Below are 12,212 nucleotides of genomic sequence, written 5' to 3'. Positions count from 1 at the left end.
ACGATTATGACACTCGTTATCCCTACGCACTAACATGGACAGTGGAGTCCGTTCGGCCCGTCCCGACGGCAGTTCGATTCGCCGCGCACCTTCGAAACCCCACCGTCGACGAAACGGGGGGTCGCGGACGGATGCTCGGCGCCAGCGTCGCTCGACCGATAGCCGACGACGGGCCGACAGATGAGTCTGATAGTCGTCGCGGAGATCCGACACCCCGACCTCGCGCTGACGCCGACCGTCAAGGCGGTCGACAGCGTCTCGATACAGGTCATCCCCCACTCCGCGACGGACCCCGAGACGGGGCTGTTTTTCTTCCTCGTCGAGAGCGAGGCCGACTCGTTCGACGCGTTCGAAGCGGCGCTCGAAGCCGACCACACGGTCACCGACTGGACGAACGTGACCGACTCCGGCGGTTCGCGCATCTATCGGATGGCCCACACGCCCGAGACGAAGCTCATCTCGCCGAAGACGACGGAGGTCGGCGGGCTGATGGCCGAGGCCGAGAGCAGCGACAGGGGGTGGACGGTCACGCTCCACATTCCCGACCGGGACGGCCTCGCCTCCCTCGTCTCGTACTGTCGGGACGAGGAGATCTCCTTCGACGTCGCCAACCTCTACCGACGCGACGAGTGGACGGTCAACGAGACGGCGAAGCTCACCGAGCCACAGCGCGAGACGCTGCTGGCCGCTTACGAGCAGGGGTACTTCGAGGAGCCCCGCCAGACGTCCCTCGAAGGGCTGGCGGAGTCGCTCGACGTTTCGCCGAGCGCCGTCGGCGGACGGCTCCGCCGCGGCGTCTTCGAACTCATCAGGACGACGCTCACGGACGAGTGACGACCGGGTGTCGAGCGAACGAGAAGGCCGAGCGAACCGGCGTCGGACGAACGGGCGGCCGAAGCCGACCCGCCGTCACGTCGCGCGCAGATGGTCGTCTCGCGGTTCGTACAGTTCGCCGCGCAGTCGCCGTTCGCGGACCGCCGCCAGCGTCTCGCCGACGGTAACGCCGTGCTCGCTGGTGACGGCGGCGACGACGCCGAGCGGCACGCCGTCGTCGAATCGAGTCTCGAGTTCCGCGACGACGACCCCGACGTCGCCGTCGTGGGGAACCTCCGTTTCGACGCCGACGTCGGCGCGGTCGATCTCGACGTCGTGGCCGGTGAGCTTGTTGTGGCGGCGGTAGAACGCGATCGCCTGGTTCGGCGGGTCGACGTCCTTCGAGACGCCGCAGTCCGGGCACGAAACCGTCACGACGTTGGGGTGCTGGTGGCTCATGGTGGATTCGCCTACGCGTCGTACGCTTCCTGGGCCAGCCGGTGGAGTTTGTGGACCGTGTGCTCGTTCGGACCGAGCTGAGCCTGCCCGAGCGCGCCCATGCTGAGCCCCTCGTACTGGCGTTCGACCAGTTCGAAGTCCTCCTCCTGGAGTTGCCGGCTGGTTTCGATGAACTGTTCTTCCTCCTCGCTCAGGTCCGAGTCGGCGAAGAAGTAGTCGGCGACGAGGTTGAACCGCTTCTCGTCGATGGGGTCGATGATGTAGGTCCCGTACCCGTCGGCGGTCCCGTACATGTTGACCGTGAAGTTCGGCCACAGGTAGTAGAACTTCGCCTCGTGTTCGTCGTGGATGCGCAACTCGTCGTCGACGTCCTGGGCGTGGGTGTAGTGGAGGACCCAGTGGTAGTCGTTCACTTCCAGTTCGGACTCGTCGAGCGCGATCCCCTCTATCCAGTCCTGGTGGTTGGCCTCGCAGTGGTCGCACTCCGAGTAGTTGCCGCCGAAGACCTTCCAGTTGCACTCGACCTCGGAGACGATGCGGCGGGCGTGCTCGTAGTCGCCGAGCGGGAGTTCTTCGAGTTCGTCTTTCATCTTGCCGGTCTGCTCGTCGAGCGACATCGGGTCGTCGTCGAGGTTGACGAACACGAACGGACCGACGGTGTCGGTGTGGACCTCCATGAGACCGTTGTCCTCGCCGTCGAACTCCTGGACATCGTCGTCCTCGAGGTCCGGGTTCAGACTCGCCTCCTCGAAGCTCTTCGGCGTCGTCCGCAGGTTCCCCTCGAGGTCGTACGTCCAGAGGTGGTACGGACACTGGATGCGCCCCATGTTCCCCGGGTCGGTCATCGGCGTGTCTTCGACCATCTTCGACCCGCGGTGTGCGCACACGTTGTAGAACGCCCGAACGTCGTCGTCCTGGTCGCGCACGACGATGACCTGCGAGTCGCCCACCGTCCGGGTGAAGTAGTCGCCCGGTTCGTCGATGCAGTTCGCGTGTCCCGCGTATATCCAGTACCGCGAGAACACCTTCTCCTTCTCCATCTCCCACACGTCCGGTTCGGTGAAGTACTTCGCGGGCAATGCGTTGTTCTCGTCGGTGATGTCCGGACTGACAGGTGCGGTCTGGGTCTTACCGTCGTCCCAACGCGTCATGTGAGAACAGTACCCACTATCACGGATAAGCGTTGGTCGCAGATAGAGACTGCTATAAGTAGGACCGACCGGTCGCGGCCGACTCTCCGTTCGTGACCATCGCCACGACCAAAGCGGCCCGACGCCGCTCGTCACACGGATAAAGCCCATCCCAGCGCACCCAAACCATCAATAAAAGCGGCCGCGTCGTCGCGGCTGACATGAGCCAACGCGGCGAGCGGTACGACGCTATCGTCATCGGTGTCGGCGGCATGGGAAGCGCGGCGACGTACCACCTCGCGAACCGGGGCCTCGACGTGCTCGGCCTCGAACGTTACGACATCCCCCACACGATGGGGTCCTCGCACGGAATCACGCGCATCATCCGACGAGCGTACTACGAACATCCGTCGTACATCCCGCTCATCGAACGCGCGTACGAACTCTGGACCGACTTAGCGGACAGGACCGGCCGGGACCTCCTCCACGTCACCGGGTCCATCGACGCCGCGCCGCCAGGAAACGACGTGTTCGAGGGGTCGCGGCGCTCCTGCGAGGAACACGGCATCCCCCACGAGGTGCTGACGAGCGCGGAGGTCAGCGAGCGGTTCCCCGGCTATCGGTTGCCCGACGACCACATGGCGCTGTATCAGGAGGACGGCGGCTTCGTCGTCCCCGAACAGTGCATCGTCGCCCACACCGAGGCCGCACAGCGCGCGGGCGCGGTGGTCCGAGCGCGCGAGCGCGTGACCGACTGGTCGGAGACGGCCGACGGCGGCGTCCGGGTCGAAACCGACCGCAGCGAGTACGAGGCGGAGAACATGGTCGTCGCGGCGGGCGCGTGGGCCGCGAAGTTCGTCGACGCGCTCGACGGACTGGCGGTCCCGGAACGGCAGGTCCTCGCGTGGTTTCACCCGAAGTCGCCGACGCAGTTCGACCCCGAGAACTTCCCGGTGTGGAACCTCGAAGTCCCGGAGGGTCGGTTCTACGGACTTCCGCGGTACGACGTGCCGGGGTTCAAACTCGGCAAGTACCACCACCGCGACGAGCGGGTCGACCCCGACGAATGGAACCGCGACGTCGAACCGGCGGACGAGCGCGTGCTGCGCGAGTGCGCCGAGAACTACTTCCCCGAGGGCGCGGGCCCGACGATGCGACTGGCGACTTGCATGTTCACGAACTCCCCGGACGAACACTTCATCCTGGATACGCTTCCCGACCACCCGCAGGTGGCGGTCGGCGCGGGCTTCTCGGGTCACGGCTTCAAGTTCGCCAGCGCCATCGGCGAGGTCCTCGCCGACCTCGCGGTCGACGGCGACACCGACCACCCCGTCGAGATGTTCGGACTCGACCGCTTCGAGTGACGAGGGTGATTCGCGGCCTGGCGAACCTGCAGGGCCGGACGTCTCGCGCCGCCCCGAACGCCCCCATAAAGCCGGCGTTGACTCACACGAGAACTTATGACGCGCCGCGACCACCAGACTTAGCTACATGGGAACAAGTGGCAAACTTCCGGACGCGGCCGGGACGGTCATCGTCGGTGCGGGGTGCGTCGGGTGCAGCACCGCGTACCACCTGAGCGAACTCGGGCGCGAGGACGTCGTCGTCGTCGACCAGGGACCGCTGTTCGAAACCGGCGGGTCGACCTCCCACGCGCCGGGCCTGGTGTTCCAGACCGCCGGGGGAAAGCTGATGACCCGGATGGCCGAGTACACCCGACGGCTCTACTCGGACCTCGACGGCTTCCGCCAGGCCGGCGGCGTCGAAGTGGCCTACACCGAAGACCGGTGGGACTTCCTGAAGCGCAAGCGCGAGCGGGGGATGGCCTACGGCATAGAGGGTGGCCGCCTGCTCTCGCCCGCCGAGGTGAAAGCCGAGATTCCCCAGATAAACGAGGACGCCATCCACGGCGGCTACTACGTGCCCACGGACGGGAAGGCCGACGCCGTCGACGTCTCGGCCACGATGGCCGAAGCGGCCCGCGACCGGGGCGTCCGGTTCTTCGGCGAGACGACGGTCACGGACCTCGAAACCGACGACGAGGGGATACGCACCGTCGTCACCGACCGGGGGAGCATCGAGGCCGACGAGGTGCTGGTGGCGGCGAACATCTGGGGGCCGCTGTTCGGCGACATGGTCGGCGTCGACGTGCCGCTCGTCCCGTGCGCCCACCAGTACCTCGTCTCCGACGAACTCGACGAACTCCGGGGCGCGGCGCGCGAACTGGACCAGCCCATCCTGCGCCACCAGGACTACTCGCTGTACTTCCGTCAGCACGGCGAGCGCTACGGTATCGGCTCCTACGACCACGAACCGCTACTGGTCGACCCCGAGGACATCCTCTCGCCCGAGGACGCGCCCGACCAGCCGTCCATCCGCGAGTTCACCGAAGAACACTTCTTCGAGCCGACCCACCCCGACATCGACCGCTCGGCGTACGACGCCGCGACCGAACTCGTCCCCGCGCTCGCCGACTCCGAGTTCGAGTACCGCATCAACGGGATGTTCTCGTTCACCCCCGACGGGATGCCCATCTTCGGCGAGAGCGAGGACGTCGACGGCCTGTGGTGGGGCCTGGCGGTCTGGGTCACCCAGTCCGGCGGCGCGGGCAACATCCTCGCCGAGTGGATGGAGAACGGCGTCCCGCGACTCGACGGCGAGCGCGTGTGCGTGACCGGCGCGCACGTCGACCGGTTCCAGCCCCACTCGGGGTCGCGGCGGTACGCCCGCGACCGGGGCGCCCAGCAGTACCAGGAGGTGTACCAGCTGATTCACCCGCGCGAACAGCCCCGAAGCGAGCGCGGCCTCCGGCGGAGTCCCTACTACCCGCGACAGGAGGAACTCGGCGCGGAGTTCTACGACGCCGACGGCTGGGAGGCCGCCCAGTGGTACGAGGCCAACGAACCGCTCGCGGCGGAGTACGGCGTGCCGGACCGGGACGGCTGGCCGGGCCGGAACTGGTCGAAGGCCCACGGCGCCGAACATCGTGCCGTCCGCGACCGGGTCGGACTGTACGACCTCTCGTCGTTCACCTGCATCGAGGTGACCGGCGACGACGCCGCCGACTTCCTCCAGCGGTTGCTCTCGAACGACGTCGACGTCGCGCCCGGCCGCGTCCGGTACGCGACGATGCTGAACGAGGCGGGCGGCATCCTCGCCGACCTGACCGTCTCCCGACTCGCCGACGACAGGTTCCTGCTGCTGACCGGCGGCGGGAGTTCCGGCACCGAGCAGGGCCGGTGGGTTCGCGAGCGCGCCCCCGACTCGGTGACCGTGACCGACCGGACGTCGGGCACCTGCGGCCTCGGCGTGTGGGGTCCGGAGGCTCGGAAGACGCTCGCCGGACTCGTCGAGGCCGACATCTCCCACGACGCCTTCCCGTTCTTCTCGTGCCGGGAGACGTACGTCGGGAGCGTGCCGGTGACGATGCTGCGGGTTTCGTACGTCGGGGAACTCGGCTGGGAACTGTACGCCCCGATGGAGTACGGTGCGAAACTGTGGGACCTCGTCTGGGAGGCGGGCCAGGACCACGGCGCGGTCGCGATGGGGGACGCCGCGCTCAACTCGATGAGCATGGAGAAGGGCTTCCGACTGTGGGGGACCGACATCACGCCGGAGTACGACCCCTACGAGGCCGGCATCGGGTTCGCGGTCGATATGGACACCGAGTTCGTCGGCAAGGCGGCGCTCGAACGCACCCGCGAGGAGGGTCTCGACCGGAAGCTGTCCTGCATGACGCTCGACGAACCCGGGGCGGTCGTCGACTCGGGCCACCCGGTCGTCGACGGCGACGACGTGCTGGGGTACGTCGCGCGCGCCGACTACGGCTACACCGTCGACGCCGGCATCGCGTACGGGTACCTCCCGCCCGAGTACGCCGAACCGGGGCGGTCGGTCGAGATACGGTACGAGAACGAGCGCTACCCGGCGACCGTCGAGGAGGAACCGCTGTACGACCCGGACCGCGAGAAGATACTCCGGTAGCCGCGCTCCCATGACCACCGAACCTGTACACACCGTCGAGTTCGCCGACGTCGAGCGAGCGCGCGAGCGACTTGACGACCGAACGGTCGTCAAGCCGACGCCCGTCGAACGCAGCACCTCCCTGGAGGCGATGACGGGAGCCGAGCGGGTGTCGCTCAAGTTGGAACACCTCCAGTGGACGGGGTCGTTCAAGACGCGCGGGGCGTACAACAAGATCGCCCAGTGCGTCGAGGAGACCGACTGCGAGCGCGTCGTCGCCGCCAGCGCCGGCAACCACGCCCAGGGCGTCGCGCTCGCCGCGACGAGCCTCGGCGTCGAATCGACCATCGTCATGCCGAAGACCGCACCCCAGACGAAGGTCGACGCGACGCGCGGCTACGGCGCGTCGGTCGAACTCGTCGGGCAGAACTTCCGCGAGGCGATGGCCCACGCCCGGGACGTCTCGGGCGACTCCGGGGCGGAGTTCGTCCACGCGTACGACGACCCGGCCATCGTCGCCGGCCAGGGAACACTCGGCGTCGAGATGTACGAGGACGACCCCGAAGTCGACACGGTCGTCGTTCCCATCGGCGGGGGCGGGTTGATAAGCGGTGTCGCGACGGCGTTCGCGGAGCTATCGCCCGAGACGCGAATCGTCGGGGTCCAGGCCGCCGGCGCCGCGACGGTGCCCGACAGCCTCGAGAAGGGCGCACCCCAGACGCTCGACTCCGTCGACACCATCGCCGACGGCATCGCCACGGGCGGAATCTCCGAGCGGACGCTCGCGCTCATCGACCGACACGTCGACGAGGTCGTCACGGTCACCGACCAGGAGATAGCTCGGAGCATCCTCGTGCTGCTGGAGCGGGCGAAACAGGTCGTCGAGGGCGCCGGCGCGGCGTCGGTGGCCGCCGTCCTCGGCGACCTGGACGTCGAAGGTGAGACGGTCATGCCGCTGCTCTGCGGCGGAAACCTCGACATGACGATGCTCCAGACCGTCCTCGTCCACGCGCTCACCGCCCGGAAGCAGATTCTGAGCCTCCGGGTCCGCATCGACGACCGGTACGGGAAGATGGAGGAGTTGTCGGGCATCGTCGCCGAACACGGGGCGAACATCCGCACCGTCCGCCACGACCGCGCGGTCGAGGACCTCGACGTCGGCGAGGCGTACCTGACGTTCCAGGTCGAGACGAGCGGCGCCGAACACGCCGCGAACATCGTGGACTCGATCGCCGCGGCCGGCTACCCGGTCGAACACGTCAACCGGAGCGACGCCGGGTGAGCCTCGAATCGACCGATTTCCGGACGGACGTCCCGTCTCTCCCGGCCGTTTTAAAGAGGCAGGTGCTCCACACGAACGTTTATCCGTGGCCTTGAGAACTGGTACCGTGGGTCAGGATGCCACTCATCTGGGCGCCGAACGGCTTCGCGTCGGGTTCTCCGTCGAACCGACCCGGCACGTCCGTCGCGGCGCGCGGCCGACGCGAGCGTCTCGACCACCGCGACCACCGCCGGGGTCGCCGCCGACCGGCGCGACGCTTCGACCGCCGGAGGCGACCCGAGCGCGGTCGCGGATGCGACAGCAGACCACCACTACCGTACCCGATTAACCATGAGCAGTGAACCGAACAGTTTGCTCGACGAGTTCCTCGAAGAGATCGACCCGGTGATCTTCGGCTCCGGCGTCGTCGTCGCCGTGGCATTCATCGTCGCGTACGCGCTGAGTCCGACCGTAACGGTCGACGGAAGTCAGGTGAATCAACTCGGAAAGATAATCACGGACCTGAACAACTGGCTGTGGACGAACTTCTCGTGGTTCTACCTGTGGGCGATGCTGATATTCGTCGCGTTCACCACGTTCCTCATCTTCGGCCCGTGGGGCAAGATACGACTCGGCGGTGAGGACACCGAACCGGACCACAGTTTCCTGACGTACTTCGCGATGTTCTTCTCGGCGGGAATCGCCGCCGGAATCGTGTTCTGGGGCCCCGCGGAGGCGATCTACCACTTCGGCAACGGCACTCCGCTGACGGGGTCGGGCGCGAGCGCGAAGGCGAAGATGGTCGGGTCGCTCCAGTACACGTTCTTCCACTGGGGTATCTCGGCCTGGAGCGCCTACCTCATCGTCGGGGTACCCATCGCGTACTTCGCGTACAACAAGGGCGCGCCGTTCAGGTTCTCGACGGTGCTGGCGCCGTTCATCGGGGTCGACGACCTCGAGGACAGCAAGTGGGCCACGCTCGTCGACGTCGTCGCGGTCTTCGGGACGATGGGCGGTATCGCCACGTCGCTCGGCTTCATCGGCCAGCAGTTACTCGCCGGGATGGAGTACCAGTTCGGCGTCGCCTTCGGCGACCTCGGAACTATCCTGACGATCACCGGCGTGACGGTCCTGTTCACGCTCTCGGTCGTGTCGGGCGTCGACCGAGGCATCAAGCGCCTCTCGCAGGTGAACGTCCTTGTCTTCCTCGTGTTGGGCGTCGTCGTCTTCCTGGTAGGATTCCCGTCGTTCGTTCTGAACCTCGGGACCCAGGCCGTCGGCGACTACCTCCAGGGGTTCGTCGGGATGAGTCTGTTCACCGGCGTGGGGTCCGGCGACGCGAGTTTCGTCGGCGCCTGGACCGTGTTCTACTGGGCCTGGTGGTTCTCGTGGGCGCCGTTCTCCGGCATCTTCCTCGCGAAGATTTCGAAGGGCCGGACCATCCGCGAGGTGACGTTCGTCGGCGTCATCGCCACGACGCTGGCGACGGTGCCCTGGTTCATGATCGTCGGCGGTACGTCGATGCGCCTCCAGAACTCCGGCGGAGCCGACATCCTCGGCGCGATAAACGAGTTCGGCATCGCCGTCTCGGGGTACCCGCTGTTCGGCGCACTGCCATTCGGCGAAGTGCTGTCGGCGCTGTTCTTCCTGCTGGTCATCACGTTCTTCGTCACGTCCGCGGACTCCTCGACGCTCGGGCTCGCGATGCTGACGACCGGCGGCGAGGAGGACCCCTCGAAACTCAACCGGCTCACCTGGGGCGTCCTGCAGGGGCTGATCGCCTCGATTCTCGTCGTCATCGGCGGGACGAACGCGCTCCAGCAGGCCGCCATCATCACCGGGGGTCCGGTCGCGGTCGTCGGCCTCGTCGCGGTCTACGGGATGGCGAAGGAGTTCAGCGACGCACACGGGCGCGTCCTCGTGCAAGAAGGCGGCGACGTCCGCGGCGACGACATGCTCATCGGCAGTCGGTCCGGGCCGACGGGAGACGCAGCAGCGAGCGACGCGGCGGGACCGACCGAACCGTCCGAGGACGACTGACCGACGCGAGGCGGGCCGTCGCTGTTCACCCGCTCAGGTCTGCTCTGGGTCCTGGTCGGTGCCCGTGAACTCGAAGCGCGCGCCGCCCGCCCCGCTCTCGGTCACCGCGCACGTCCAGTCGTACCCGTCGGCGAGTTCGCGAACGAAGGCCAACCCTAGGCCGATTCCCTCCCGCCCGGCGGTCGTCGTGTATCCCGCTTCGAACACCGCGTCGCGGTTCTCGGCCGGGATGCCCGCCCCGTCGTCGGCGACGTAGAACCCGGTCGGGAGGCCGCCGAGGGTGACGGTGACGTCCGACCCGCCGTGCTCGACGGCGTTCTCGAAGAGGTTGCGGAACAGGTGGCGGACGTACGTCTCGTCGGCCCGTATCGCGGTATCGAGCGCGACGTCCAGGGTCGCCTCCGGCGTCTCCACTTCTCCCCACGCCTCCCGCGCCACCGTCGGGAGGTGGACGCGAGAGCGGTCGCCCACGGCTTCGCGGCCCCGCGCCACCACCAGCATCACGTCGATCATGTCCTCGATGCGGTCGAACGCCTCGTTGACGTACTCGACCGCGTCGGGGGCGGCGTCCGTCGGCAGTTGCTCGCTGTATATCTGGCCGATGGTGACGGGGTTGCGCAGTTCGTGGGCGAGCATGCTCGCAAATCTGTCGAGGCGCTCGGTCCGCTCTTCGAGTTCCCGCTCGCGGTCGACCTGCTCGGTGACGTCCTGGGCGAGGCTCAGCGCGGCGAAGACGTCGTCATCGGCGTCGCGAAGCGGTGCCGCCCACACGTCCCAGTTGCGACCGCCGAACTCGGTCGTCGCCTTGCCGGTTTCGCCCTCCTCGACCGCCGCCCGGAGCACCGGTTCGAGATCCTCGACCGTCTCCGACGGGAATATCTCCGGCATCCTGCTGCCCTCCAGGCGGTCGGCGCTCGGCAGGGTGTCGCCCAGAACGCTCCCCTCGGTCAGGGTGTACCGGAGGTCGCGGTCGTACACCCCGACCGCACCGTTCGGGAAGTTCTCGGCGAGCGTCCGGTACCGGCGCTCCGACTCCTCCAGGGCCTGCTCGTGGCGCTTCCGTTCGGTGATGTCGCTCGCCATCCCGGTCCACTCGTCGATGTCGCCGTCCTCGTCCAGCATCGGTACCGCCCGCGAGAACGTCCAGCCCGTGCTCCCGTCCTCCTGCTCCACCCGGTGTTCCAGTTCGAAGACGCTCTTGGTCCGAATCGCCTCCTCGATGACCTCCGTGACCCGCGGCTGGTCGTCCGGATGGATGTACTTGTCGAGCCAGTCGCTGGTCGACTCGTCGATGTCGGCGAGGAACTCCTTGCCTTCGAGTTCGTGCATCTCGCTCCAGTCGGGGCTCATCCGGTACACCACGTCCGAACTCGCGGCGACCAGCGCGCGGAGGCGTTCCTCGCTCCGCTGGAGCGCCTCCTCGGCCTGCTTGCGTTCGGTGATGTCGCGCGTCGTTCCGGCGATGGCCTCGACTTCTCCGTCGTCGTCGAGCACCGGCGCGAAGATGTAGTCGTAGACGCGCCGGCCGAGTTCGGCGTGCGGGAACTCGACCTCGCCCCGGACGGGCGCTTTCGTCTCGACGACCCGGTCGATCTCGCGTTCGTGCATCTCCGCGTGCCACGGTTCGTAGCCGATCTCCCGCAGGGTCTTCCCCAGCGACTCCTCGAGGGTCTGGTCCCACATCTCCAGCGTCGCGTCGTTCGCGAACGTGAAGCGGTAGTCGAGGTCGAAGGCGTAGACGAGGTCGGGCGTGCTCGAGACGAGCGTCTCGTAGAGCCGCATCTGCTGGTCGGTCTCGGCGGTCGCTTCCGCTCGCTCCGACGCCGCTTCCCACCGCTCGGGAACGTCGCGAATCACGCCGACCGCACCCCGTCCCGCACCGTCGGCTTCGAACGGAGTCACTCGGACTTCGCAGCGGATTCGGTCTCCATCGGCGGTCCGGACGGCGAACTCGAATCGGTCGCCGACGTCGGTCGCACTCTCGAGAAGTCGCTCGGCGGCCAAACCGTCGTCGAGGACCAGCGAGACGTGTTCGCCGAGGAGTTCTTCGCGGGCGTACCCCGTGAGTTCGACGACGCCGTCGTTGACCGCGGCGAGTCGACCGTCGGCGTCGAGTTGGAAGACGCCGTCGTCGATGGCGTTCACGAGCGTCCGAAAGCGACGGAGGGCCTCGGTGTCGTCGGCGTCACACCAGAACGCCGTTCCGGAGTCCTCCACCCGTTCTTTCATACCCGCAGTAGCGCGCTACGGGGAATAAATCTTCATATGGCCGGCACGGACGATCACGGTCGGGATTGCCGCGCTCCGGCTGCTGGCGTGGCTGGCGGTCTGAGTCGGGCGAAAAGGGAGCCGTCGATTCTGTCGAAACGCTTCCGATTTGAGGGTAGTCCGGACACATCGAGACGTCGAAAGTGAATCTCGGCTGTCGAGTCGGTACCTTGCCCGCGACTCGTCACCGGATACTGAACTGATATCCGCCCACAACACTCTTTGAGCGGGCACGTCTATTATAATAAGCCTGAACCGAACTTGGAGGCGGGGCGTGG

At 67.3% G+C, this 12,212-nt stretch carries 8 protein-coding genes; 5 read left to right on the top strand and 3 right to left on the bottom strand.

From position 1 onward, the window contains the following. The first annotated feature begins 180 nt into the window (after positions 1 to 180). The gene (locus tag NGM07_RS13835) at positions 181 to 834 is read left to right on the top strand and encodes a helix-turn-helix domain-containing protein (RefSeq protein WP_253512585.1); all 654 of its coding nucleotides are present in this window, start codon (positions 181 to 183) and stop codon (positions 832 to 834) included. A gap of 75 nt (positions 835 to 909) precedes the next feature. Here NGM07_RS13835 and NGM07_RS13830 read toward each other — a convergent pair whose 3' ends face one another. Both NGM07_RS13830 and NGM07_RS13825 read right to left on the bottom strand, forming a co-directional pair. After that, a complete protein-coding gene (locus NGM07_RS13830) occupies positions 910 to 1,272 on the bottom strand; it encodes a hypothetical protein (RefSeq protein WP_253512582.1) in 363 nt (120 codons plus the stop codon). Between the two features lie 11 nt (positions 1,273 to 1,283). Then, complete coding sequence (locus NGM07_RS13825; RefSeq protein ID WP_253512580.1) at positions 1,284 to 2,423, bottom strand: aromatic ring-hydroxylating oxygenase subunit alpha; 1,140 nt, start codon at positions 2,421 to 2,423, stop codon at positions 1,284 to 1,286. 200 nt (positions 2,424 to 2,623) lie between these two features. Here NGM07_RS13825 and solA point away from each other — a divergent pair, with 200 nt between their 5' ends. From solA to NGM07_RS13805, 4 genes are all read left to right on the top strand, one after another. Continuing rightward, positions 2,624 to 3,766 carry an N-methyl-L-tryptophan oxidase gene (gene solA / locus NGM07_RS13820; RefSeq protein WP_253512577.1) on the top strand — a complete coding sequence of 381 codons (1,143 nt, stop codon included), beginning with the start codon at positions 2,624 to 2,626 and terminating at the stop codon, positions 3,764 to 3,766. Between the two features lie 127 nt (positions 3,767 to 3,893). Further along, complete coding sequence (locus NGM07_RS13815) at positions 3,894 to 6,386, top strand: GcvT family protein (protein WP_253512575.1); 2,493 nt, start codon at positions 3,894 to 3,896, stop codon at positions 6,384 to 6,386. Positions 6,387 to 6,396: 10 nt separating this feature from the next. Continuing rightward, positions 6,397 to 7,647, top strand: a complete 1,251-nt coding sequence (gene ilvA, locus NGM07_RS13810; protein ID WP_253512572.1) for a threonine ammonia-lyase — start codon at positions 6,397 to 6,399, stop codon at positions 7,645 to 7,647. A 330-nt stretch (positions 7,648 to 7,977) separates the two neighbouring features. Continuing rightward, on the top strand, positions 7,978 to 9,666 hold the full coding sequence (locus NGM07_RS13805) for a BCCT family transporter (RefSeq protein WP_253512570.1): 1,689 nt from the start codon (positions 7,978 to 7,980) through the stop codon (positions 9,664 to 9,666). Between the two features lie 33 nt (positions 9,667 to 9,699). Here the strand turns inward: NGM07_RS13805 and NGM07_RS13800 are convergent, their stop codons facing one another. Then, the gene (locus tag NGM07_RS13800) at positions 9,700 to 11,895 is read right to left on the bottom strand and encodes a PAS domain-containing sensor histidine kinase (protein ID WP_253512567.1); all 2,196 of its coding nucleotides are present in this window, start codon (positions 11,893 to 11,895) and stop codon (positions 9,700 to 9,702) included. Positions 11,896 to 12,212: the final 317 nt, after the last annotated feature.

Source organism: Halorussus vallis (genome assembly GCF_024138165.1).
In the GTDB taxonomy this organism is placed as follows: Archaea; Halobacteriota; Halobacteria; order Halobacteriales; family Haladaptataceae; genus Halorussus; species Halorussus vallis.
The sequence above is the reverse complement of the archived record's forward strand: the minus strand, read 5'-3'. Positions and strand labels throughout refer to the sequence as shown.

What these genes read in the sequence shown, in the direction of transcription:
- NGM07_RS13825 (WP_253512580.1), bottom strand. Translation starts at nt 2,423, where the DNA reads ATGACGCGTTGGGACGACGGTAAGACCCAGACCGCACCTGTCAGTCCG.
- NGM07_RS13830 (WP_253512582.1), bottom strand. Translation starts at nt 1,272, where the DNA reads ATGAGCCACCAGCACCCCAACGTCGTGACGGTTTCGTGCCCGGACTGC.
- ilvA (WP_253512572.1), top strand. Translation starts at nt 6,397, where the DNA reads ATGACCACCGAACCTGTACACACCGTCGAGTTCGCCGACGTCGAGCGA.
- NGM07_RS13815 (WP_253512575.1), top strand. Translation starts at nt 3,894, where the DNA reads ATGGGAACAAGTGGCAAACTTCCGGACGCGGCCGGGACGGTCATCGTC.
- solA (WP_253512577.1), top strand. Translation starts at nt 2,624, where the DNA reads ATGAGCCAACGCGGCGAGCGGTACGACGCTATCGTCATCGGTGTCGGC.
- NGM07_RS13835 (WP_253512585.1), top strand. Translation starts at nt 181, where the DNA reads ATGAGTCTGATAGTCGTCGCGGAGATCCGACACCCCGACCTCGCGCTG.
- NGM07_RS13800 (WP_253512567.1), bottom strand. Translation starts at nt 11,895, where the DNA reads ATGAAAGAACGGGTGGAGGACTCCGGAACGGCGTTCTGGTGTGACGCC.
- NGM07_RS13805 (WP_253512570.1), top strand. Translation starts at nt 7,978, where the DNA reads ATGAGCAGTGAACCGAACAGTTTGCTCGACGAGTTCCTCGAAGAGATC.